The 25,079-nt window shown below is 28.8% G+C and carries 19 protein-coding genes; 9 read left to right on the forward strand and 10 right to left on the reverse strand.

Annotated elements, in window-relative coordinates; translation table 11 throughout:
- From nagB to KI686_RS00030, 6 genes are all read right to left on the reverse strand, one after another.
- On the reverse strand, positions 1-837 hold an 837-nt coding region (gene nagB / locus KI686_RS00005), incomplete at its 3' end, for a glucosamine-6-phosphate deaminase (protein ID WP_237587170.1).
- A gap of 71 nt (positions 838-908) precedes the next feature.
- On the reverse strand, positions 909-2,117 hold the full coding sequence (locus KI686_RS00010) for an exo-beta-N-acetylmuramidase NamZ family protein (protein ID WP_237587171.1): 1,209 nt from the start codon (positions 2,115-2,117) through the stop codon (positions 909-911).
- 19 nt (positions 2,118-2,136) lie between these two features.
- Complete coding sequence (locus KI686_RS00015; RefSeq protein ID WP_237587172.1) at positions 2,137-3,822, reverse strand: glycoside hydrolase family 3 protein; 1,686 nt, start codon at positions 3,820-3,822, stop codon at positions 2,137-2,139.
- A 10-nt stretch (positions 3,823-3,832) separates the two neighbouring features.
- Entirely contained in the window at positions 3,833-4,939 is a 1,107-nt protein-coding gene (locus KI686_RS00020) for an acyltransferase family protein (protein ID WP_237587173.1), read from the reverse strand.
- A gap of 1 nt (position 4,940) precedes the next feature.
- Positions 4,941-5,774 carry an N-acetylmuramic acid 6-phosphate etherase gene (murQ, locus tag KI686_RS00025; RefSeq protein WP_237587174.1) on the reverse strand — a complete coding sequence of 278 codons (834 nt, stop codon included), beginning with the start codon at positions 5,772-5,774 and terminating at the stop codon, positions 4,941-4,943.
- Complete coding sequence (locus tag KI686_RS00030; protein ID WP_237587175.1) at positions 5,767-7,221, reverse strand: sodium:solute symporter; 1,455 nt, start codon at positions 7,219-7,221, stop codon at positions 5,767-5,769. Before KI686_RS00030 ends, murQ begins: the two co-directional genes overlap by 8 nt.
- 585 nt (positions 7,222-7,806) lie before the next feature.
- Here KI686_RS00030 and KI686_RS00035 point away from each other — a divergent pair.
- On the forward strand, positions 7,807-8,556 hold the full coding sequence (locus KI686_RS00035; protein WP_237587176.1) for a DeoR/GlpR family DNA-binding transcription regulator: 750 nt from the start codon (positions 7,807-7,809) through the stop codon (positions 8,554-8,556).
- A gap of 81 nt (positions 8,557-8,637) precedes the next feature.
- On the opposite strand, the gene KI686_RS00040 is transcribed toward KI686_RS00035, so the two are convergent.
- The 4 genes from KI686_RS00040 to KI686_RS00055 all read right to left on the reverse strand — a co-directional run bounded on the left by KI686_RS00040 (position 8,638) and on the right by KI686_RS00055 (position 13,666).
- Complete coding sequence (locus tag KI686_RS00040) at positions 8,638-9,435, reverse strand: hypothetical protein (RefSeq protein ID WP_237587177.1); 798 nt, start codon at positions 9,433-9,435, stop codon at positions 8,638-8,640.
- The gene (locus tag KI686_RS00045) at positions 9,432-11,837 is read right to left on the reverse strand and encodes a M60 family peptidase N-terminal accessory domain-containing protein (protein WP_237587178.1); all 2,406 of its coding nucleotides are present in this window, start codon (positions 11,835-11,837) and stop codon (positions 9,432-9,434) included. The genes KI686_RS00040 and KI686_RS00045 overlap by 4 nt, the downstream gene beginning before the upstream one ends.
- Before the next feature lie 113 nt (positions 11,838-11,950).
- On the reverse strand, positions 11,951-13,192 hold the full coding sequence (locus KI686_RS00050) for a glycosyltransferase family 4 protein (RefSeq protein ID WP_237587179.1): 1,242 nt from the start codon (positions 13,190-13,192) through the stop codon (positions 11,951-11,953).
- The gene (locus tag KI686_RS00055) at positions 13,193-13,666 is read right to left on the reverse strand and encodes a heme-binding domain-containing protein (RefSeq protein WP_237587181.1); all 474 of its coding nucleotides are present in this window, start codon (positions 13,664-13,666) and stop codon (positions 13,193-13,195) included. It lies immediately after the preceding gene.
- Positions 13,667-13,800: 134 nt separating this feature from the next.
- Between KI686_RS00055 and lpdA the strand changes: the two genes are divergently transcribed.
- The 8 genes from lpdA (at position 13,801) to KI686_RS00095 (ending at position 25,063) form a co-directional block, all read left to right on the forward strand.
- A complete protein-coding gene (lpdA, locus tag KI686_RS00060) occupies positions 13,801-15,201 on the forward strand; it encodes a dihydrolipoyl dehydrogenase (protein WP_237587182.1) in 1,401 nt (466 codons plus the stop codon).
- A 102-nt stretch (positions 15,202-15,303) separates the two neighbouring features.
- A complete protein-coding gene (locus tag KI686_RS00065) occupies positions 15,304-16,524 on the forward strand; it encodes a hypothetical protein (protein ID WP_237587183.1) in 1,221 nt (406 codons plus the stop codon).
- A gap of 22 nt (positions 16,525-16,546) precedes the next feature.
- Entirely contained in the window at positions 16,547-17,851 is a 1,305-nt protein-coding gene (locus tag KI686_RS00070; protein ID WP_237587184.1) for an anthranilate synthase component I family protein, read from the forward strand.
- 39 nt (positions 17,852-17,890) lie between these two features.
- Positions 17,891-19,195, forward strand: a complete 1,305-nt coding sequence (locus tag KI686_RS00075; protein WP_237587185.1) for a serine hydrolase domain-containing protein — start codon at positions 17,891-17,893, stop codon at positions 19,193-19,195.
- 21 nt (positions 19,196-19,216) lie between these two features.
- On the forward strand, positions 19,217-19,453 hold the full coding sequence (locus KI686_RS00080; protein WP_237587186.1) for a hypothetical protein: 237 nt from the start codon (positions 19,217-19,219) through the stop codon (positions 19,451-19,453).
- Between the two features lie 21 nt (positions 19,454-19,474).
- Complete coding sequence (gene tilS / locus KI686_RS00085; RefSeq protein ID WP_237587187.1) at positions 19,475-20,791, forward strand: tRNA lysidine(34) synthetase TilS; 1,317 nt, start codon at positions 19,475-19,477, stop codon at positions 20,789-20,791.
- Positions 20,792-20,838: 47 nt separating this feature from the next.
- Positions 20,839-22,221: a TlpA family protein disulfide reductase gene (locus tag KI686_RS00090; RefSeq protein WP_237587188.1), complete on the forward strand. Its 1,383-nt coding sequence runs from the start codon at positions 20,839-20,841 to the stop codon at positions 22,219-22,221.
- A 262-nt stretch (positions 22,222-22,483) separates the two neighbouring features.
- Positions 22,484-25,063: a phosphoenolpyruvate carboxylase gene (locus tag KI686_RS00095; RefSeq protein WP_237587189.1), complete on the forward strand. Its 2,580-nt coding sequence runs from the start codon at positions 22,484-22,486 to the stop codon at positions 25,061-25,063.
- Positions 25,064-25,079: the final 16 nt, after the last annotated feature.

The following is a 25,079-nucleotide window of genomic DNA, read 5'->3' on the forward strand; positions in this document are numbered from 1 at the left end:
CCAAACAATTTTTTCTACCAACCAAGGCGTATTGATTCTTGTTAATTTAGAAGCTGCCGCTTGATCTAAAACAAACGTTGCATTATCATGTTCTTGTAAATAAGAAGCGGGTACATGACTTGTAACTGTATCTTCTACAGAGGCTTTTATAATATTAGATTTGCTTTCTCCCCAAGCCATTAAAATGACTCTCTTGGCTTCCATTATTTTCTTTACTCCTAATGTTATTGCTGTTCTTGGCGTATTTTCTAAACCAGAAAAATCTCCACTTGCGGCAACTCTTGTAATATGATCTAAAGCTACTAATCTTGTTTTTGAATTTTGTAATGATCCAGATTCATTAAAACCAATATGTCCGTTTCCTCCAATTCCTAAAATCTGTAAATCGATACCTCCTAAAGCTTCTATTTTTGCTTCGTAATCGCTACAATATTCTCTAATCTTATCTTTTGGTAAGGTACCGTCTGGCACAAAACAGTTTTCTGGTAAAATATCTACATGATTAAACAATTGTTCTTGCATAAAACGAACGTAACTATTTACAGAATCTGGCTCCATTGGATAGTATTCATCTAAATTAAAAGAAATTACATTCTTAAAACTTAAACCTTCTTCTTTGTGCAAACGCACTAATTCTGCATACAAGCCTTTTGGTGATGAACCTGTAGCCAATCCTAAAATACACGGCTGTCTTTGAGACTGTTTTACTTTTATTAAACTTGCAATTTCTTCTGCTATAGATTTTGATGCAGAAGTAGAATCTGCATATACTACAGTACCTATGTTTTCAAACCTTTTTTCAAAACCTGTGGCTTTATCAATACTACTCTTTAACATCTTATTTATTTTTTATAAAAAATTAATTTTTAGTGTTGTTTTAGATTATTTATTTCAATAAAAAGAACTAATTAATACATTGTATATTTACTTCTAACTTTCTTAAAATTGCTCAATCCTTCTTGCCAAGTTTCCTTTATTTCTTTAGAAGACAAACCTTGTTCTATTTGATTTTGTAATTGCTTTGTTCCTGCCAATTTTGGAAAAAAGTTATTAAAAAATGTTGCTTTATTATCTGTATAACTATAAGCTTCTATTAACCAATTTAAATTTAAACCACTCAATTTTTCGTTATTTCTTAAATCTCTACCAAAACATATTTTACCTTGATGTTTTGGATGTTTTGCACCAAAATTAGGCTGAGGAGTAAAACTAAAATCGAATGATTTGTTAGATATAAAAGGAGATCCAAAGATTTGAAACTGTGTTTCTGTTCCCCTACCCGCACTTACATTAGTTCCTTCAAAAAAACACAAACTAGGATATAAATTAATTGAGTTTGAGTTCGGTAAATTAGGCGATGGTATTATAGGTAAATCATATTCTGATTGATATGTATAGTTTTTTAACGGAATAACAGTTAAATTACATTTAAGATTATTTTCTAACCAATTTTCTCCGTTAATCATTTTACCATATTCGCCAATTGTCATTCCATACACAATTGGTACAGGATGCATACCAACAAAGCTTTTTACTTCTTCTTCTAATATTGGTCCATCAACATAATGTCCATTAGGATTTGGTCTATCTAAAACAATTAACGGAATATTTAATTCTGCACAAACTTCCATCACATAATGAAGTGTAGAAATATATGTATAAAAACGTACACCAACATCCTGAATATCGAACAGCATTACATCTATTCCTTTTAAATGATTATGAGACGGCTTTCTATTGCTACCATATAACGAAATAATTGGCAAACCTGTTGTTTTATCTATACCATCTGCAATATGTTCTCCTGCATCTGCTTTTCCTCTAAAACCATGTTCTGGTGCAAAAACTTTGGTAACATTTATATTTAAACTCAACAAAGAATCTACTAAATGAACATTCTCTTTTTCTTTAAAAATAACACTTGTTTGGTTTGCAACAACACCAACATTTTTACCTTTTAGCATTGGTAAATATTTTTCTGTTTGATTAGCTGCTACAATAATTTTGGGTTCAGTTTTATTTTCTAACAAGTTAGGATTTACTAAGTTCTCTTTATTTTTTTTAGAACTACAACAAATTAAAACGATAGAAAATAATAGTATTATACTTTTTTTCATGAGGATTTTTTTAACCTTATTATTTTAATATTTCAATTCCAGAACCAGACTTAAATTCATCGTTAATAGAAGCTGATAGTTTTCCTTTAGAGTTTTTATTACCTGTAATAATTTCGGCAGAAATTTTTTGAGCTATTTCTGAGTTTTCATAAGAGATAATAACGGCTTCAATATTTTTAAATGATAAATTTTCTAGAGTATATTGACTTGCAAAGACATCTAAAACAACTTTATTATTTTTTGCTATTTCTTCTATTTTTATTTTATCATCCGTAGAAATTTTAGCAGTGATTCTACTATTTAAACGATGATAACTAATGATAATTTTATCATAATTGTTAAGTTTATGAACTTCTTTTAAGTTAGAAAACTCATCAACTTTTATCTCTGATTTTAATGTTTTTAAAAAAGACGATGAATCTCCATCACCCAAAGTTACAATTGCTATTTTTTTGTCTTCTTCATTTTTAATTGGAAGAAAATCATTTTCATTTTTTAATGCAGTAATCGCATTGGTAAAAACCTCTTCATTTAAAGATTTACTTTCATTATCATTTAAATCGTTAATAAGATTTGATATTTCTATTGGTTTATAATTATTTAAATGAACTTTAAATTTTGCTGCAAGAATCTTTTTTACTGAATGTGCTAAACGTTCTTCTGTTATTTCTTTTTTATTAAAAGCCTCTATAATTTTATTAATCCCTTTAGAAACATTTTCGCCCATCAATAAAATATCATTTCCAGCCTTAAAAGCAACCAAATCTATTTCTCCTTTTTCTTTATAATTAGCAGCTCCTTTCATGTTTAAAGCATCTGTAAAAACAAGCCCTTTAAAACCCAATTGCCCTTTTAAAACATCTGTAACAATATGATTTGATAGAGATGACGGCACACCTTCTTCTTTCTCTAAACTTGGTACATTTAAATGCGCTACCATTACACCTGCCATATTATTTTTAAACAATTGCTTGTATGGATACATTTCTACCGAATCTATTCTTTCTTTTGAAAGAGAAACTGTTGGCAGTGTTTTATGAGAGTCTTTATCAGTGTCTCCATGACCAGGAAAATGTTTTGCACTTGCCAACACATTTTTACTTTGCATACCTTCTGTAAAAGCCAATGCTTTAGCTGCTACATTGTATTTATCTTCTGCAAAAGAACGCACACCTATAATTGGATTTTTAGAATTTGTGTTGATATCTACAACAGGTGCAAAATTGATATGAACTCCTAAACGATTACTGTGTTCGCCTATTTTTTCTCCTACTTTTTTTACCAAACTATTATTTGATAAAGCACCAAGCGTCATATTATAAGGAAATCTAGTAGTACTATCTAATCGCATATTTAAGCCCCATTCTGCATCCATTGCAATAAATAAAGGTACTTTAGATACAGATTGATATAAATTTGTTTGTTTTGCTTGCCTTACAGGACCTCCTTGAAAAAACACCAATCCGCCAACACCATATTCTTTTATTATTTTCTGAATAGAATCTGTATGTTTTTTATCTTTATTTGAGTACGCAGCAATCATAAATAACTGACCTACTTTTTCTTTAAGTGTCATGCTATTATAAATACTATCTACCCATTTTTTTTGATCAGTATTTTCTGATGTCTTTTTTGGCATCTCTTTTTTATTACAACTAATTAAAATTGTAAGCAGAATAACTATTACTGATGTTATTTTTTTCATTTTTAAAAAATTAAATTTTTATAAATATTTTATTTCTAAATAGCACATAAACCAAACTCCAAAAAAAGAGAATATGGGCAATTGCAAATAACAAAGAACCATTCATATTACCTGCAATTGGAACAAATATATTTTGATAGATGTATTTTAATCCACTTGTTATTTCTCCTTCTGAATTTGTGATTTTCACCAAATAAATCATTGTTTTTACATACAAACCAGAAAAAACAAAAATAAATAACGGATTTGTACCAAAATGGATAAATGGTTGAGACCATTTAGTATATTTTTTAACATCTATAATCCATATTAAAAAGGCCAACATTAACATTGCCCAACCTGCGGCATAACAAACAAAAGTACTTGTCCAAAGAGATTTATTTATAGGAAATACAAATCCCCAAATAAAACCTAATGCAACAAGACCCACTCCATAACTTAAAAGTGTCTTTATTTTGATACCGTTTTCTATTGGTTTACTTAAAAAACCGCCTGTTAAAAAGCCAATTAACACTGTTGCTATTGATGGTATTGTTGATAATAATCCTTCTGGATCAAAAGGAAAACCTAGACCTTTCCAAACATGATTTGCGCCAAATAAATACAAATCTATTTTACCTACTATGTTTGTTTTAGGTGCAAAAGGGTTATCTGAAACAGTAAAATACAAAATTCCCCAATAGGCAATTAAAATAAATAATGTACTGTAAATCAGTTTTCTTTTATCAAAAAAAAGACACAAAACAGCACCAATACCATAAGCTATTGCTATTCTTTGCAATACACCAAAATACCGAACAGTTTCGAAATTAAATTTTGGAAAAAGGTTTAAAAAAAATCCTAAAGAGAAAATAACTACCGTTCTTTTAACAATCTTTATTAATACTTTTTGATTTTCTTTTTCTTTATTTTTTTTAAAAGAAAAATGAATAGAAACACCTACAATAAATAAGAAAAAAGGAAAAACTGCATCTGTTGGTGTAAAACCATGCCATTTAGCATGCAATAAAGGCCAATAAACATAAGACCAACTACCTGGTGTGTTCACCAAAATCATAGCAGCAATTGTAATTCCTCTAAGAACATCTAATGCTTTTAGCCTTCCTTGTATTTCCATTTTACAGGTTTAACTCTTTTATTTCTTTCTTATAGGCTTCTAAAGATTTTCTTACACTTTTGTGTTTTTTTAACAGCCTCTTTGCAAAAGATTCTTCTACAGTAAGTTCGTCCATTATCATTTTTACACCTCTAGATACTAGCTTTTTATTAGAAAGTTTCATATCTACCATTTTATTCCCTTTTACTCTACCCAACTTTATCATTACAGTTGTAGAAATCATGTTTAATGCTAACTTTTGCGCAGTACCAGCTTTCATTCTTGTACTACCAGTAACAAACTCTGGCCCAACTACTAATTCTATTGGGTAATCTGCCTCTAAAGCAAGTGGAGAATTTTGGTTACAAGTTATGCAACCTGTAATTATATTTTGTTCTTTGGCTTTTTGTAAACCACCTATTACATAAGGTGTTGTACCAGAAGCTGCAATACCCAATAAAACATCTTTATCTGAAATAGCATATTCTTGTAAATTTTGCCAAGCTAAATCGGCATCATCTTCTGCATTTTCTACTGCTTTTCTAAGAGCGATATCTCCTCCTGCAATAATTCCGATAATCCAATCATCAGAAACTCCATAAGTTGGCGGACACTCAGAAGCATCAAGCACACCTAAACGCCCACTTGTTCCTGCTCCAATATAAAAAAGACGTCCACCGTTACTCATTTTTTCATGAATAACATCTACCAATTTATTTATAGAAGGTATGACTTTTTCTATTGCTAAAGGAACTGTTTTATCCTCATTATTCATATTTGTAAGCAACTCAGTAGTACTCATTTGCTCTAAGTTGTTGTAATCAGACGATTGCTCTGTTATTAATTTGTTAATCATTCTTTTTTCGTATAAAGATTAAACACACTATTGTTAGACAAGCATTAAGTAAAATATTCATAAAACCTAAATCAAATGAAAACTTGTCTTTTACTATATAATTTATATAATAGGTTAATAATGGCATTAAAACACATATGTAAGGTACAACTGTGTCTTTTATTTTTATTTCTGTAAAAATACCTAGCATATACAGCCCCAACAAAGGGCCATAAGTATAACCTGCTACTTTAAAAATTGTTGTTATTACATCTCCTTTACTTGCAGAAAACAGCATTATAATAATAAATATTACCAAAGAAAACCCTAGCAAAACATAGTTTTTAAGTCGTTTTTTTTCTTTTGAATTCTTATGATTAATGTCTAAAAAATCATGTGTAAACGATGTTGTTAATGCTGTTAAAGATGAATCTACACTAGAAAATGAAGCAGCAGTAATTCCTAAAATAAAACTTATTGCAGCTACTATTCCAAAATTATTTAGAGATAACATTGGAAATAAATTATCTGTATTTATAAACTTACCATTTTCTATTTCTAATTGTATTCCAAATTTTTCTGCATACAGATATAACATTACTCCTAAACCTAAAAAAAGAAATTGAGCTAAAGCCAAAAATAAACTGAATGTTAAAATATTACGCTGAGCTTCTTTTTTGTTTTTACAAGTTAATGTTTTTTGCATCATGTTTTGATCTAAACCAACCATAGCAACTGCAATTAAAACTCCTGAAATAAATTGTTTAAAAAAATTACTTCCTGAATTAAAATCCCAATTAAAAACCTTAAAATACTTATGTTCTGTTACTGATGTTAGTGTTTCTGAAAAACTTAAATCTAAAGAGTTTTTTATTACAAATATTGATACAATTGCGGCCATCAATAAAAAAGTGGTTTGCAAAGTATCCGTCCAAACAATTGTTTTAATTCCAGATTTGTTTGTGTACAACCATATTAAAATCAATATTATAATTACGGTTAAGTAAAAAGGGATATTAAATGCATCAAAAACGGCATATTGTAAAATCTTTGCTGCAAGTAATAATCTTAAAGCCGCACCAAAAGACTGAGATATTAAAAAGAATAAAGAACCTGTTTTGTATGTTATAGAGCCAAATCTTGTTTCTAAATAACTATAAATTGACACTAATTTTAAATTATAATAAATAGGTATTAAAACAAAAGTTATAAAAACATAACCTACAACATTACCAAAAACAAACTGCAAATAATAAAAGTAATTATTGCTAACCATACCTGGTATAGACACAAATGTAACACCAGACATTACAGCTCCAATCATACCAAAGGCAACAACTTGCCAAGGAGATTTTCTATCTCCTGTATAAAAAGAATCATCACTTGTATTTTTTGAAACAAAATGAGAAATTAACATTAATACTCCAAAATAAGAAGCTATAATTAATAGAATTATTGTTGAATTCATTTTTTAAACACTTAATTTTTGCAAGTATTTTTTTTACGAAGGTCATTAATTAAAGATAGGAAGTGAAACGGACTACTCCTGTCACTTCCTATCAAAAACTCAAATTAAAAAAACAACCAAAAACAATACACAAACATACTGCTGGGGGATTTAATTGTTATTTAATTACATATAATTTGAACACTCATTATTAAACTTTGTAAACACATCACTTAAACATTTAATTTATAACAAGTAGAAATTATAACTACGTTGCATTAACAATAGTGTAATATAAATCTAACTTAATATAAGCCATGGTAAATGTAGTATAAAATTCATAAACATGCAAATAATTGACAATTAATTGCATTTTTAAACCATATAAAGAGCACAAAAAATGCAAAAACATAAAAATATTTTATTAAAAATTTTCACAAATCCATTATTTATCACTTAAAAACTAAAAGAAAATAAAAAAATTAAAACAAAAATTTGCGTTTTTATTAAAAAAAACACAACAAAAACCGCAATATATCATTCTTAACTAAAAAGTTATTTGCATAAATCCTTAATAAAATCTTATTTTTGAAAAAATGAACTTAAATGAGAAAAAAAGATAGATTACAAAAAGTTGTAGATGAGGTAAGTATTAACAGACAAGTTAGCTCTAGTTTTTTAGCTGAAAAACTTAATGTTTCTGAAGACACAATTAGAAGAGATATAAAAGAATTAGACAAAAAAGGTTTGCTAACCAAAATACACGGTGGCGCAATATCTACAATGCAAAAACTTTATCATTATAATGAAGATGTAATCTATAAAAGAGAGGAAAAAGTTGCTATAGCCAGAAAAGCGATTACTTTAGTAAAAGACGGAATGGTAATAATTATGAGCGGTGGTACTACCAACCTAATGCTAGCAAAATTATTTCCAAAAAACTTAAAAGCAACTATTTACACATACAGTTTACCTATTGCAATGCAACTTGCAGAACACCCAACTATAGAAACCATTTTTATTGGAGGTAAAATACAAAGAAACGCCATGGTTACTACAGGTATAGATGTAATTCAGTTTTTAGCAAACATTTCTGCTAATCTTTGTTTTATAGGAGTAAGTGGTTTTAGCTTAGAACAAGGTATTACAGGAGAAAGCTATGAGGTTGCGTTGGTTAAAAGACAAATGATTAGCTCTTCTGAAAAAAATGTTTATTTATCTACTTCAAATAAATTGAATCTTAGACTTAATTATGATGTTTGTAGTTTAAAAGAAATTGATATCGCTATTACAGATTTAGACACAAATGACCCAATACTAGAACCATATATTAACGCTGGTATAACTCTGATGTAAATAAAACAAGAAGCAAGAAAATCCGCTATACTTTTTGTAAGTAGGCTGCTTGCAACAAATTATATATGATGTTAGCAAGCGTTATTTGGTTTTCATTGTTTTCTCAATTATAATTTTTTTGTCAGTCTTAAATTCTGTTGTAGTTGCAAAGAATTTCTTATTACTTTTTTGTCCATAACCAAAAGCCCACATAAATAATTCAACCCCTAAATTAGAGGGTTGAATTATTATTCCAGATTCCTCTGCGCCACTAAATTTTTTTTTCAGATATTCACTCGGACCATATGAAAAGTTTTCGACTAGCTCTTCCTTATTTAAACCCCAAATAGAATGAGTCATTAGTGTATGAAAATTTCCAATTTCCTCATTTGTAAAATCCATTCCTTTCAAATAGACCGAGTAGGGAATAAAAATCTCCATTTTTCTCCGATCTACACTCTCTCCAATGTTTAAATCTTGACCATCAAAATGATTTTTAATTGCTGTATAAATTAGATAATGTGTTCTTAATTGATAAGCCGACAAACGTGTTACTAGAGAAACAAAATACGCCCCTCTATCATCTCTAGATATTCCACTTCTAGAAGAAGCTAGAACTCCACCAAAATACTCAACTTGCAACTCTTCTTCACACCAAGACCCCTCTTCAAGAATACCTTTAAGGACTTTTGGCGGAACCCTACCTGGTTTATCAATTTCTGTTCCTAATTTCTTTTCTGCATTGTGAAAAATATTAGATGTATTATTTACTTTTTTTTCTGTCCATTCTTTAATTTGATTTCCAACATAATCTGCTGTCGGACCTAAAATTTTTTCTAAAACCTTGGCTCCTCCAATAGCACTTCCTAATATTGTTAATCCTGTTCCTGAGTCTATCATAGATTTCGTTTAATGCTTACTAACTCTCCGTATAATAGAATTTTTTCTATCGATTTAAATTCTGCCGTAGAGTTTCCGTATCCAACAATTTTAATATAACGTGCTTTTCTAGATAAATTAAAACTATTAGTTTTTGTTTTTGTAATTTTATTAAAAACAGGTGCGTATGTAATATTATCTCTAGAAACTTGCACATCAAAAGAATAATCTAAATTTAAGTTTTTATAAAATTCTATTTCCATCTTACATACATCATACAACTCTCCTAAATCTAGTATAATAAATTCCTCATCTCCTTTAACAGACCATTTTGCATCTACATCTTTACCAATTACATTACTGCAAGAAATACTTTTATCTTCTGGTCTTCCATCAGGAAAATATAAATTAATAAGAGAATCTATAAAACGGATTGCTTCATTTGCATCTTCAGAGTCATATATATCCCACCAAGCCTTAAAAAAAGCAGGTCCGTATGATTTTGGTACTTTTTTGTAAGATGCTTTTTTTATTTCAGCAAGAGTAAAATCACTTAAAGCAAAAGCTTTAAATTTTTCGTTATTTTTTGGCACTAAGGTTTTATAATGTTGTAAAACATCATAAATAGCAGTAGATTTAGTTAGATTGGCATCTTTAATAGAAGCGTCTAATACAGATGCATCAATAGGATGAATTCCCCAAAAATGTATTAAAGGTCTTAAATCATATCCAGAAGCAATAGACATTCTTAATATTCTACTATCTGTAGGGTCATTGTTTCTAGGATATTCAATTCCTTTTGTTTCGTAATCATCAGAAACTGAAAGATAAAAATTTATAATAGGCTCCCAATCGAATAATCTAACAATATCAACATATTTAGCATGACCTCTGTATTGATAACCAAATTCATGCTGAGAGTTACCGGTTTTTGAACTCATTTTAATACCCTTTCTAAAGTTTTCTGTTATCATCCAACTTATTGCTGCTTCATCAATAGAGTGACCATATTTATAATTTCTAGAACTAGCAAGAGCCTCATTTAAGTTCATTTTAAAAGCTCTATTTTGTACCGCTACCCATAAAAGATTTACATAAGACTCCATTTCTCCTCTAAATTTAGGAATCCTTTCTCCATGTCCCATTTCATGGTAAACAACATCAATATTATTTACATAAGATGTTGGACCCGCCAAAAAAACATGATCAATAAAGTTACCAGAAGTATGTGTGTTATATGGATTATATGCATGATTAACCATTGGATAACCTGGTGCAAAAACATTAGCTCTAAACAATAAATCTACCTGCTGATACATCGGTGTTTTTGATCTAACCAAAGCTCTCCCATGAATTGTTGATATTGCATCCATTGCATCATCCCAATCTTGTAATGTTTTTGAAGGATCGTCCCATGCATAAATCCATGAAGTAGGCACTTGCATCATATAACGTTCAGTTTCAAAATCTGCCCATGGAGCAGGATATTTTCTCTCTGTATTCTGCCATTCTTTTAATGTTGTTGATTTAATAGAGGTATTTGCGTAATAAGGAGATTTTACAGCATTTTCTATAGTTACTTGTATTTTACCCAAATCTAATCCTAAAGGAATATTAACATATATACCTCCACCCAAAGGGTTTGCAATAGTTACAACACCATCTTCTATAAGATAAAGTTTTGTAACTTTATCCATTCTCTTAACTGTTCGTTTTTTAGAAAAATCCCACGTATGCGCTCCCACCAAAATACTTGCTCCTACACCAACCAACTTACTTGGCACCTTTATTTTAACAATACTTCCTGGCGCTAAATAACAACCAGTAGGCCTTCTAGCATCTTTAAGATAATAATTATCTTGTGTTCCTGCTTGTTTTAAATGAGTTGCATTTACATCTACTTTATAAGATATTTTACTATTTTCAGGAGGAGAAACTGCCCCTGGAAAATATGAAGAAGTTTTAAATAAATAGTTTTTAAATAAATTTGGATATGATTCTATATTATGCTCAGTGTAAGAATGAGTTAATATAGATTGCATAATTTCTAAAATTAAATTTTCGAACTTTTTATTTGCTGCCGATCTATTATAACCACCAAAAGTAGTTGTTCCTCTGGTAAATAAACCTCCATTTAAATTTTCATAAAGTGCAACAACTTCAAAAGCCAAACTCATTACATCATAATCAGTTTTAAAAAAATCAGCATCTTTTTCAACCTCTGTTTTAATTGCTAAAAAATCAGGGTTTGTTAAAACTACATCACCTTTAATATGATCTTTTAAAGATTTTAACCTTTCAATTAAAGTAAACTTCCCAGAATCTAATTGATTAATATTACCTGTAACAGCTATCTTGTTAGCATTTACACTCATTGTTACAGTAATCATGATTAAGATTATAAGGTAACTTGTTTTTTTCATTTTAATTGAGGTTTATTATTTTTTTAAAATAGTTTTTGAAAAATATCTTTTTATTTGATTTTTGATAAAATATTAAGACAAAGAATATTGAGGGTAAATTTAAATTATAAATATTAATGTTTGTTCTTTTCCTCTATCCATTTACTCATAAACTTTGTAGCTTGTAAAGTTTGGTGTTGCAACAGACTTCCTAAAAAATTTTGATTTCTATGATATGATAAATTACCTTTAATCTCTTTTATCTGATTGATAAAAACCTCTCCGTTTTGCTTTTTATCATAAATCTGATTGATAATTTTAAATCCGTTTTTCTGAGATTCTTCCCAAAGAGATTTATCAGAATATAACTGAATTGCTTTTTCTGAAAATTTAGTAAAATCAGTTTCTACAAAACCATTCCAAGGTAAATTATTGTGCATTCCTTCTGCACCAATATTGGTAGTTATACTTGGCGTTCCGCAAATCATAGCTTCGGTTAACTTACCTTTTATTCCTGCGCCAAAGCGCAAAGGAGCTAAAACAACACGTGCATTTTTTACAACCTCTTTAGCATCACTTGCAAAACCTTTAATAATAAAACCTTCTTTTTTATTATGTAATTGATTTATTTGCTGATTTGCATAAGCTCCGTAAACATATAGTTCTGCCTTAGGTAATTGCTTTTTAATTTTTGACCAAATCTGTGTTTTTAGAGTTAAAACTGCATCTACATTAGGTTTATGAAAAAAATTACCAATAAACACAAAATGATTTCTTTCTTCAAAAGGTTTTAAAATCTCTATTTGATCTTCATCAATTTTATCTAATAAAAATGGCAGATAAGAAAGAATTTTTTCATCAATTTTAAAAACAGATTTTAGCAAATCCATTTCGTAAGTAGAAATTATCAATGATAAATCACAACGTAAAATAGAGGCAATTTCTCTTTTTGCATCATCAGATTTTAACAAAGCTTCGTTAGTAAAGTTCTCTCCTTTTTTTAATTGTTGATGACGCGTTTTTCTTAAAAAATGTAAATCTTCTGTATCTAGAATTCGTAAAGCATTTGGGCAATTTTCTGCCACACGCCAACCAAATTGCTCTTCCATCATAAAACGATCGAACAATACCATTGTTGGCTGTAATTCTTTTATAAAATCATCAAAAGAAATATTATTTAATTCAATTGCAACCTCATTAATTCCTAAAGAGGCTAAACTAGCAGCTTTTTCACTTTTTTGAGCAGGAGAAGCAAATGTTATTAAATATCCCTTTTGTAAAAAAAGCTCTATTAATTGCAACATTCTACTGCCTGCTGCAGAAGAATTTGGTTCTACCCAAACATAACCAATTATTAAAATGTGTTCGCTGTTCAATTATTCAGCATTAAGTTGTTGCTTATAATCTGCTTGTACTTTTTTACCCCAAGCAACCACAGCTTCTATTTGTTCTTCCGATAAATTTGCTTCTGTATGTACCCAAGTATAAGAATCTAAAGGCATTTTACCTTCCTCTACTTCCTCATACAATTCATCCATTTTGTGTTCTTTCTTTTTTAAAGAATAATTACTCCATTCAGAAAAATTTAAATGTTTTTTACCATCTTTTATATGATCATCTAACCAATAATTTACAGGTGTAATTTTACTATACCAAGGATAAACAGTTACGTTAGAATGACAATCGTAACAACTTTCTTTTAAAATCTTTTTTACATTTTCTGGCGGATTTGTTTCTGCTAAAAAAGAATTTACAGAAGACAACTCTCCTTCATTTTTTTCTGGACCAAAAAATTGCGAAATCAACAAAATAATAAGTATTAATAGTACTATTTTTTTAAAAATTTTCATTGTGTAAATTTTAAGATTTTCTAATTAGTAAAACTACTAAATTCCGTCTTTATTCTGTGAAAATATCCGTATTTTTGTCAAAAATCAATAGAAAACAAACCGAAAGGTTACATTATACGCAAAAAAACGCAATCATGAAATACGATATTATTGTAATTGGATCTGGTCCTGGAGGATACATTTCTGCAGTTAGAGCATCTCAATTAGGTAAAAAAGTAGCAATTATTGAAAAATATTCAACTTTAGGAGGTACTTGTTTAAATGTTGGATGTATTCCTTCTAAAGCACTGTTAGACTCTTCTCATCATTATTACGATGCTGTAAATCATTTTGAAGAACACGGAATTTCTGTAGAAAAACCAACGTTCGATTTTAGCAAAATGGTAGAAAGAAAAGCCAAAGTAGTAGAAACTACAACAGGCGGAATTAAATACTTAATGGACAAAAACAACATTGACGTTTTTGAAGGTTTTGGTTCTTTTGAAGATGCAACTCACGTTAAAGTTTCTAAAAACGATGGTTCATCAGAAATTATTGAGGGAACTAATATTATTATAGCAACAGGTTCTAAACCATCTACACTACCTTTTATCTCTTTAGATAAAGAACGTGTAATTACTTCTACAGAAGCTTTAAAATTAAAAGAAGTACCAAAACATTTAATTGTAATTGGTGGTGGTGTTATTGGGTTAGAGTTAGGGTCTGTATACAAACGTTTAGGCGCAGAAGTTACTGTAGTAGAATATGCTCCTAAAATTACACCAACTATGGATGCTGATGTTTCTAAAGAACTTACCAAAGTTTTAAAGAAACAAGGTATTAAATTTAATGTAAGTACTGGTGTTACTTCTGTTGAAAGAAATGGTGATGAAGTTATTGTAAAAGCAAACAACAAAAAAGGAGAAGAAGTTACTTTTAAAGGAGATTACTGTTTAGTTGCTGTTGGTAGAAAAGCGTATACAGAAGGTTTAGGCTTAGAAAAAGTAGGTGTAGAAGTTAACGAACGCGGGCAAGTTTCTGTAAACGATCATTTACAAACTAATGTTTCTAATATTTATGCAATTGGTGATGTTGTTAAAGGAGCAATGTTGGCGCACAAAGCAGAAGAAGAAGGTGTTGTTGTTGCAGAATATTTAGCTGGAGAAAAACCACATATAGATTACAACTTAATACCAGGTATTGTGTACACTTGGCCAGAAGTTGCAGCTGTTGGTAAAACAGAACAAGAATTAAAAGATGCAAAAGTAGATTACAAATCTGGTAAATTTTCTATGAGAGCTTTAGGTAGATCTCGTGCAAGTGGAGATATTGATGGTTTTGTAAAAGTTTTAGCAGATAAAAATACCGATGAAATTTTAGGCGTTCATATGGTTGGTGCGCGTGTTGCCGATTTAATTATGGAAGCTGCAGTTGCTATGGAATACAGAGCATCCGCAGAAGATTTAGCAAGAATTTGCCATGGTCACCCAACTTATTCAGAAGCAGTAAAAGAAGCTGCAAAAGCTGCTTGGGATGGTAAACCTTTAAATGCATAATTAACAATTCTAATCAACTTAGAATTTTACTATAAATACAAAAAAAAGCAACCTAGTTTAGGTTGCTTTTTTTCTTTGTAAACTTTAGTCTACTTTTACAAAATGATAAAAAAGAACTTGTTTTTTTTATTAATATCTGTACCTATTTTTGTTTTCGGACAAAAGAAAGATTCTATTCCTTTAAAAAACGGAATAGACAAACCTAGCTTATTACCAATTCATCATTTTGGTATGTTTTCTTCTAGAATAAATCAGAATTTTAAAGTTAGACCAACAGACAAATCAACATTAAATATTTCTTACGCAAGTGCAAATACGTTTCATCCTTTTGTAGAAATGTACCTACCAAAAGACAACGCCACAAGAAAAGAAATGAGCAATATAATTTGGTATGATAGGCATTTTTATGTTGATCAAGAAACAACACCTGCCGATTACGAAAGCATAGTTATAGATGCTGTTTTTAAAAATTTAAGGATTGATTACAATACAAAAATCAATAAAAATAATGAACTAGCAATTACACTTCGCTCCTATTTAGTTACCAAAGGAAAATATCCTTTTTCTATTTTTACAGGTGATGAATTTCTAGAATGGTTTCACAGTAATATTGCTGGTGGCGAAGATCCTTTTGGTAGAAAATATTATGGTTTAAACCAAGTGAATGTTAATTATAAAGATAGAAACGGAAATGAAATGACCTTAAAAAATGGGGAATTTATTTTTGCAGGAATCGAGTTGAATCATTTTTATTATCCAGATTTTATCAACCTTAAAAAGAAAAATGTTTTCATCAATTTTGGTTCTCATTTAGGCATCAATACATCTAAATACAATCCATCTATAGATCTTGGTTTTTCTGGAAACATTGTTAAAAAATGGTCTTTAAATAATGGATCAGAAATTAGAAGTGCTTTCGGGTCTAGTGTTTTAAGAAAAAACATTATCAATTTAAAAGACGATTTAGTCAGTTTTGGTAACAACAAATTTCTAGGAAGTTTAGAAACAATGTTTGAGTACACCAAATACACAAAAAAGAAAAACTATCATTCTGTAGCTGTAAATTATCAAATTCAATCTCGTTTTAGCAAAAAAGAAGAAGCAACATATTATCAATTAGTTGGTCTTTGGAAAGAAATACATTCTGGCTGGCAAAACGGTTTCGAAAAACTGTACGAATATCAATCTGCTTGGAGTTGGCTTTATACTTACGGAAGAAAAAATTATAATTTTACATTTTATATTAAAGAAGATCTGTATTTAAATAACTCGCCAGATTTACAAACAGGAATCAGTTTAAAAATACCTCTTTCTAACAAATAAGATTTGTAATTTTGTTTTTTATATGCAAAGAACACTTCGTACTTTTTCTATTGACAATATCAATCAATTTAAACAAAATTTATTGTCTTGGTCTCAGCAATTTGAAACTGTAATTTGGTTAGATTCTAACAATTACAAACAAAAATACAGTAGTTTTAATTGCGCACTAGCTGTAGATGAATTTACATCTATAAAAACAGATTATTACAATGCTTTTAAGAAATTAAAAGAATACCAAACCATTACAAAAGATTATATTTTTGGCTACATTACTTATGATGTTAAAAATGATGTAGAACAACTTACATCTAATAATTTTGATGGTTTAGATTTTGCTGATTTGTATTTTTTTCAGCCTAAAAAGTTAATTTTTATCAATAACAATTCTGTTGAATTTCTGTATTTAAGAATGGTTGATGATGAGATTGATGATGATTTTAAAGAGATTAAAAACTTTGAAAAAAACATTAATACCCAAAAAGAAACTTCTGAAATTAAAATAAAATTAAGAGTTCATAAAGATGAATATCACACTAAAATCAACAAAATATTAAATCATATTCATCAAGGAGATATTTATGAAGCTAATTATTGTCAAGAATTTTATGCGGAAAATTCAACAATAAATCCTATTAATGTTTACAATGATTTAAATAAAATTTCTGAACCTCCTTTTGCCTCTTTCTTAAAAATGGGCGACAAATATGCTTTATGCGCATCGCCAGAAAGATACATTAAAAAAGAAGGTTTAAAAGTAATTTCTCAACCAATAAAAGGAACCGCAAAAAGATTAATTAGCGAATTTGACGATGCCAAAATTGCAAATGATTTAATGAGAGATGAAAAAGAACGCGCAGAAAATGTAATGATTGTAGATTTAGTAAGAAACGATTTATCTAAAACTGCACAAATAGGAAGCGTAAAAGTAGAAGAATTATGTAAAGTGTATTCTTTTAAACAAGTGCATCAATTAATTTCTACAGTAACTTCTTTGGTTGATAAAAAAACACATCCAGTGGATATTTTGCAAAGCACTTACCCAATGGGAAGCATGACTGGCGCTCCTAAAGTTTCTGCCATGAAAATTATAGAAAATCTGGAAGAAACAAAACGAGGTTTATACTCTGGTACAATTGGTTATTTTACTCCAGAAAACGACTTTGATTTTAACGTAATTATAAGAAGCATTTTATATAATGAAGAAAAAAAATACATTTCCTTTTCTGTTGGTGGCGCAATAACCGCAAAATCTAATCCAGAAAAAGAATACGAAGAGTGTTTGTTAAAAGCAAAGGCGATGAAGTATGTTTTACAAAATTATAATTAAATTAGATTTTTCTTTACAGAACCCCAATAAAATTAAAACATGTTAATCTCTAAACGTAAATGCACTTTACTTATAATTATATTTATTTCTAGTCTTACAATTTCGCAAAACAAAAAGCTTTCTTACGGAAATCCGTCTGAAGTAAATATGGATTCTCTTTACATACACACAAAAGTAGATTCTATTGTAAAATTAGGAATACAACAAGAAGCTTTTCCCGGCGCAAGAATATTAGTAGCAAAAAATCACAAAATTATTTTTGATAAAGCTTACGGCTATCATACATATGACAGTTTACAAAAAGTAAATCTAGATGATATGTACGATTTAGCTTCGGTAACAAAAATTATTGGTCCGTTACTTGCTTTAATGAAATTACACAGCGAAGGTAAACTAGATTTAGACAGCCCTTTTAGTAATTATTGGAAACCTTGGAAAAAAAGAAAAGACAAAAAAAACTTAACTTTTAGAGAAGTTTTGGCACACCAAGCAGGCCTGAATCCTTACATTGTTTTTTTGAATGAAATTTACAAAAAGAACGGGAAAATTAAAAAGCGCTTTATTAAGAACAAAGCGAATAACCGATTTAAAAACGAAGCTTACGATAGTCTTTTTGTTAAAAACCGTTTTAAAAACAAAATGTTTAGACAAATTAATAGATCTAAAGTTTCTGATGTAAAAAAATACAAATACTCTGGTTTAAGCTTTTTAATTTATCCTGATTTAATATCGCAAATAACAAAAGAAGAATACACCAATTATTTAGAAAAAAACTTCTATTTTCCATTAAGCGCAAACACTTTAGGCTACAGACCAAAAACTAAAAATTTTAAAAACCTTATTGTTCCTACAGAAATAGATACTATTTTTAGAAAAGGATTGACCAAAAATTGGGTTCATGATGAAAATGCTGCTCTTTTAGGCGGAATTTCTGGTAACGCAGGATTATTTGGTACCGCCTTAGATTTAGCAAAAGTGATGCAGATGTACGCCAATTATGGTATTTACGATGGAAAAAGATACATTTCTGAAAGTACTTTAAAAGAGTTTACAAAAATTCAATATCCAGAAAATGACAATAGAAGAGGTCTTGGTTTTGATAAACCTTCTATAAACAATGCTGAATTACCTATTAAAAAAGCATATCCGGCTCCAGAAGTTAGTCCAGAAAGTTTTGGGCATAGTGGTTTTACAGGTACCTTTGTTTGGGCAGATCCTAAAAACGATTTAATCTTTATTTTCTTATCAAACAGAGTTTATCCAAACAGAAATCATAGAAACATTTATAACTTAAATATTAGACCAAAATTACAGCAAATTTTCTACAAGGCTATAAAAGAATAAAAACCTATTTATATTTACTAAATGATAATTGATCAAGAAGAAAAATTTAAAAAAACTTTAGAAAGTTTAGATGAAAAACCGAACGAGCAAAATATGTTCAACCAATTTTTAGAATTATATCCTACAGAATGGAAACAACTAAAAATTACGTTTTCTAAATTTAATAGAAGTAAACAATTTGGTAAAACAATTCCGTTACCAAAACCAGAAGTTTCTCTAAGAAAAGAAATTAGAACCTGGTTAAGAAAACAAATTTAATTTACATTTTTAAGTATAAAAATGCTACAGAAACTATCAAACCATATTGCAAATAATCTTCCTTTTTTAAAGGATAAAAAACTACTAATTGCTATTTCTGGCGGAGTTGATTCTGTAGTTTTAACACATCTTTTATCAAAATTAAATTTTGGTGTTTCTTTAGCTCATTGCAATTTTAAATTAAGAACAACAGAAAGCGATTTAGATGAAGACTTTGTAAAAAAATTAGGAGATGAATTAAATATCCCTGTTTTTACAACCCATTTTAATACTACTCAATACGCTAAAGAGAACAAACAATCTACACAAATAGCTGCAAGAAATTTGCGATACAATTGGTTTAATCAATTAATAAATCAACATCAATTTAATTATTTACTTACAGCACATCACGCAGATGACAATTTAGAAACATTTTTAATCAACCTTACCAGAGGAAGTGGTTTAGACGGTTTAACCGGAATTCCGGAAATTAACGGAAATATTGTTCGTCCGCTATTAACATTTTCTAGAGAAGCAATTTTAGCATTTGCAACAGAGAATAATATTGCCTGGCGAGAAGATAAAAGTAACGCATCTACAAAATATACAAGAAATAAAGTTAGACATCTTATTTTACCTATTTTAAAAGAAATAAACCCTAGTTTATTAGAAACTTTTGCAAATACAACTGCTCATTTAAAAGAAAGTCAGCAAATTATAGAAGACAAGATTAGTGATATTTCTAAACAAATAATCTCTTCTGACAAAGACATTAAAAAGCTAAATATTAAAGAATTAGAAAAAACATCAAACCCTAAAGCTTATTTATATCAACTTTTAAAAGAGTATAATTTTACAGAATGGAATGATGTTTATCAATTACTTTCTGCACAATCAGGAAAACAGATTCACTCTAAAACGCATGTTTTATTAAAAGACAGAAATTACTTAATTTTAAGAAAAAAGTCAATTTCTACTTCCAAAGAAAACATTTTTATTATTGATAAAAATCTAACAGAAATTACACAACCAATTCATTTAAAAATTGAAACCGTAAAAGAAAAATCAACAAAAAACAAACAAACTATTTATGTTGATAAACAAAGTTTAGATTTCCCGCTAAAACTTAGAAAATGGAAAGATGGCGATTTCTTTTACCCTTCTGGAATGGCAGGTAAAAAGAAATTAAGTAAATTTTTTAAAGACGAAAAACTATCTCTTATAGAAAAAGAAAACACTTGGCTACTTTGCAACAACAATAATGCTATTATTTGGATTGTTAATTACAGACAAGACAATCGTTTTCTTGCTAAAGAATTATCTAACAACATTTTAAAATTTTCTTTTATTCAGTAAAAAAGGTTTTGTATCTTTCAATTTTAATCAAAAAAACACCTTTTTTTATGAAAAATTTATGGCTATTAACAGCATTTTTAGCAATGGTTTCTTGTACACCAGAAAAAAAAATTGATTACACAATTATTTCTGGTAAAATTGAAAACAGTAAAGCTGACAAAATCAGTATTGTTAATCAATACAACACAAATAAAAAAACGGATATTCAATTAGCTGAAGATGGTACTTTTTTAGATACTATTTACCCTAAAATAAACACACACACTTACCTTCTTAGGCAAGACAATAGTCTTACTGAATTTTACGCTCCTAAAGGCAGTACAACTTATATAAAATATGATGCAAACAAAAAAGATTCTACCTTACAAATAACAGGTAGTACAGCAATAATAAATAATTATATAATTGCTAAGAATAAGATTTATGCCGAAAAAATGCCAAAAAACAATGAGGCTTTTTTAAAAAATGAAGAAGAGTTTAAAAAAATCTTATTAGACTTAAAAAAAGCAGAAGAAGATTTATTAACTAAAACAGATAATATTTCTGATGATTTTAAAACTAGTGAAATTAAAAATATAGAATACAATTATTTAACTGGTTTAAATAGTTACGAACTTTATCATGGTTATTACACAAAAAACAGAGAATTTAAAGTTTCTGATAATTTTTTAGATGAATTAGAAAACTTACCAATGGAAAATGAACAAGACTTTTTATTTTCTTATGCATACAGAAATCTTGTTAACTCTAAAACAAGAGAAAAATCTAATCTTTTAGCTAAAAAAGATTCTATATCTGGAGATATTGCTTATTTAACAACTGTTTCAGAAATACAAAACCAAACTATAAAAAATAATTTATTGTATCAAAGTGCTAAATATGGTATCACTTATACAGAAAATTTAGAAGAGTTTTACACACTTTACTCTAACAACTCTACAGACGAAGAAAATAATAAAGAAATAACTACCTCTTACAATAAATTAAAAGCGTTAGCAAAAGGAAACCCTTCTCCTAAATTTATAGATTATGAAAACAATGCTGGCGGAACAACCTCTTTAGATGATTTAAAAGGAAAATATGTATATATTGATGTTTGGGCAACTTGGTGCGGACCTTGTATTGCAGAAGTTCCGTCTTTAAAAAAGCTAGAAAAAGAATACCATGATAAAAATATTGAGTTTATGAGTATTTCTATTGATAAAGAAAAAGACCATGAAAAATGGCAAAAAATGATTGTTGATAAAGAATTAAAAGGAATACAATTATTTGCAGATAATAATTGGGAATCTAAATTTGTAGAAGATTATATGATTAAAGGAATTCCTCGTTTTATATTAATTGACCCTAAAGGAAACATTATTAATGCAAATGCGCCAAGACCTTCTGATGAAAAATTAGTAAAAACATTTGAATCTTTAGAATTATAATAGGTAAAATTCTTCCAGAAAAAAAGTTACTTTATTATAAAAAACTCATCATCCATACTAAAGCCTATTTAGATTATGGATTTAAAAGGAAATTAAAGTTTAAATAAAAACAAAATGAATAAGTTGTAATAAAAATTAAACATTTAATTAAAAAATAACATAATTTATATCATTTTCTTAAAAAAATAAGAAATTATTCTTAAAAAAGTAGGTTTTATCATTTTGCTTTTTTGTAATTTTATTTCCGTAAAATCATAAAACAATGAACAATTTACCCAAACTAGAAAGATTTAACGAAAATGTACTGTCTAAATATCAGATTTACAACAGTATTTTCACAACTCTTCCCTTTGATACTATAGACGATACAGGTGTTTTATTACCGCTATTGCATAAAGTTTGTAAAAAAGGTTTTAGCTTAGAAAAGAATCCTACAGAAATAGTAGATCACTTTTTTAAAAAATACCAAGAAGAACCAACAGAAAAAGAAAAAACAGATTTACTTTTTCGATTTATACAATTTATAGAACGTCAAGTTGTTTTATTTGATGCGGTAGAAGACGCTGCTTTTCCGGTAGTTAATAACATGAACGGAATTGGTACTTTAAGAAACTCTAAAGAAGTTTCTTCTTTAAGTAATAAAATGGACGAATTAAAAAAGCATTTAGAAGACTTTAAGGTTCGTATTGTTTTAACTGCACATCCTACTCAATTTTACCCAGGAACCGTACTTGGTATTATTACAGATTTAGATGAAGCTATACAAAATGATGATTTACTTTTAATAAGAAAACTTTTAGCTCAATTAGGTAAAACACCTTTTTACAAAAAAGAAAAACCAACTCCTTTTGATGAAGCTGTAAGTTTAATTTGGTACTTAGAGCATGTTTTTTATCATTCTGTACCTAAAATCTACAACTACATTCAACATCATATTTACGATGGAGAACCTATAGATAATGAAATTATAGAACTTGGTTTTTGGCCAGGAGGAGATAGAGATGGTAACCCATTTGTAACTACTAGAATCACCCTAGATGTTGCAGAAAGATTACGCCAAACTATCTTAAGAAACTATTATAGAGATGTAAGACGTTTAAAAAGACGTTTTACTTTTGATGGTGTACAAGATATTTTAGTAAGGTTAGAAAAAAGACTTTACAAGCATGTTGTTAGAAGTTATACCAAAGTAAACTTTTCTCAGAAAATACTTTTAGATGAACTTTATGCTGCTAGAGAAATTATTGTAAACGAACATCAATCTTTATTTGTAGAAGAGTTAAACGACTTTATAAATAAAGTAAGAATTTTTGGTTTCCATTTTGCAACTTTAGATATTAGACAAGATAGTAGAGTACATCACCAAGCATTTATACAAATTGTTAAAGATTTACATCAAATTGGCGATACTACTTTCCCAGACAACTATTTAAGTCTTTCAGAAAAAGAACAAGTAGATATTTTATCTGTTGTAAAAGGTAGTATAGACCCTAATGTTTTAACAGATGAAACTTCTGTAAAAACAATAGAATCTATTTACGCTTTAAAAGAAATTCAACAAAGAAACGGAGAAAGAGGTGCTAACCGTTACATTATTAGTAATAACCAAACTGCTTTAAATGTAATGGAAACTTTTGCAATGTTAAACTTATGTGGTTTCGAAAACGAATTACCTGTAGATGTTATTCCGCTTTTTGAAACTGTAGAAGATTTAGAAAATGCAGAAGAAGTAATGCGTACTCTTTACTCTAATAAAACCTATAGATACCACTTATCTAGAAGAAAAGACAAACAAACTATTATGTTAGGTTTTTCTGATGGAACAAAAGACGGTGGTTACTTAATGGCCAATTGGGGTATTTTTAAAGCTAAAGAAGCCTTAACAAAAGTTTCTAGAGAGTTTGATATTGAAGTTATTTTCTTTGACGGACGTGGTGGACCACCTGCTCGTGGAGGAGGAAAAACACATCAATTTTATGCCTCTTTAGGACCAACTATAGAAGATAAAGAAATACAATTAACAATACAAGGACAAACTATTAGCTCTAACTTTGGTACACAAAATTCATCTCAATACAATTTAGAACAATTAATAAGTTCTGGTATAAAAAATGATGTTTTTACTAAAGACCAGCTAAACGAAAAGCATAGAGAGTTAATTAATGATATGGCATCTACTAGTTACCAAACTTATGTAGATTTTAAAAATCATCCTCAATTTTTACCGTACTTAGAAAAAATGAGTACTTTAAAATACTATGCAAAAACTAATATTGGTAGTAGACCAAGTAAACGTTCTAATTCTGATACTTTAGATTTTTCTCAACTAAGAGCAATTCCTTTTGTTGGTAGTTGGAGCCAGTTAAAGCAAAATGTACCTGGTTTCTTTGGTGTTGGTACTGCTTTAAAGAAGTATGAAGACGCTGGCAGATTTGATGAGGTTATAGAATTTTATCATGCATCAGATTTCTTTAGAACTCTTTTAGAAAATAGTATGATGAGTTTAACAAAATCTTTCTTTGGCTTAACTTCTTACATGGCAGAAGATCCTGAATTTGGAGACTTTTGGAAACTAATTTTTAAAGAATATCAGACAACAAAAAGATTACTTTTAAAACTTACTGGAGAAGAAGAATTAATGGAGAACTTTCCTGTAGGTAAAGCATCTATAGAAATTAGAGAACAAATTGTGTTGCCTTTATTAACAATACAACAATATGCTTTAAAGAAAATTCAAGAACTACAAAGAAACGATGGTTCACCTGAAGAAATAGACGTTTACGAAAAAATGGTAATGCGTTCTTTATTTGGTAATATTAATGCAAGTAGAAATTCTGCTTAAAGTTTTATTTTTCAAA

This window comes from Polaribacter sargassicola (genome assembly GCF_021991835.1).
Lineage (GTDB): Bacteria > Bacteroidota > Bacteroidia > Flavobacteriales > Flavobacteriaceae > Polaribacter > Polaribacter sargassicola.

Excerpts from the sequence above, each read along its gene's own strand:
- KI686_RS00010 (WP_237587171.1), bottom strand. The coding sequence starts at position 2,117 with ATGAAAAAAAGTATAATACTATTATTTTCTATCGTTTTAATTTGTTGT.
- KI686_RS00015 (WP_237587172.1), bottom strand. The coding sequence starts at position 3,822 with ATGAAAAAAATAACATCAGTAATAGTTATTCTGCTTACAATTTTAATT.
- KI686_RS00020 (WP_237587173.1), bottom strand. The coding sequence starts at position 4,939 with ATGGAAATACAAGGAAGGCTAAAAGCATTAGATGTTCTTAGAGGAATT.
- murQ (WP_237587174.1), bottom strand. The coding sequence starts at position 5,774 with ATGATTAACAAATTAATAACAGAGCAATCGTCTGATTACAACAACTTA.
- KI686_RS00030 (WP_237587175.1), bottom strand. The coding sequence starts at position 7,221 with ATGAATTCAACAATAATTCTATTAATTATAGCTTCTTATTTTGGAGTA.
- KI686_RS00035 (WP_237587176.1), top strand. The coding sequence starts at position 7,807 with ATGAGAAAAAAAGATAGATTACAAAAAGTTGTAGATGAGGTAAGTATT.
- KI686_RS00040 (WP_237587177.1), bottom strand. The coding sequence starts at position 9,435 with ATGATAGACTCAGGAACAGGATTAACAATATTAGGAAGTGCTATTGGA.
- KI686_RS00045 (WP_237587178.1), bottom strand. The coding sequence starts at position 11,837 with ATGAAAAAAACAAGTTACCTTATAATCTTAATCATGATTACTGTAACA.
- KI686_RS00055 (WP_237587181.1), bottom strand. The coding sequence starts at position 13,666 with ATGAAAATTTTTAAAAAAATAGTACTATTAATACTTATTATTTTGTTG.
- lpdA (WP_237587182.1), top strand. The coding sequence starts at position 13,801 with ATGAAATACGATATTATTGTAATTGGATCTGGTCCTGGAGGATACATT.
- KI686_RS00065 (WP_237587183.1), top strand. The coding sequence starts at position 15,304 with ATGATAAAAAAGAACTTGTTTTTTTTATTAATATCTGTACCTATTTTT.
- KI686_RS00070 (WP_237587184.1), top strand. The coding sequence starts at position 16,547 with ATGCAAAGAACACTTCGTACTTTTTCTATTGACAATATCAATCAATTT.
- KI686_RS00075 (WP_237587185.1), top strand. The coding sequence starts at position 17,891 with ATGTTAATCTCTAAACGTAAATGCACTTTACTTATAATTATATTTATT.
- KI686_RS00080 (WP_237587186.1), top strand. The coding sequence starts at position 19,217 with ATGATAATTGATCAAGAAGAAAAATTTAAAAAAACTTTAGAAAGTTTA.
- tilS (WP_237587187.1), top strand. The coding sequence starts at position 19,475 with ATGCTACAGAAACTATCAAACCATATTGCAAATAATCTTCCTTTTTTA.
- KI686_RS00090 (WP_237587188.1), top strand. The coding sequence starts at position 20,839 with ATGAAAAATTTATGGCTATTAACAGCATTTTTAGCAATGGTTTCTTGT.
- KI686_RS00095 (WP_237587189.1), top strand. The coding sequence starts at position 22,484 with ATGAACAATTTACCCAAACTAGAAAGATTTAACGAAAATGTACTGTCT.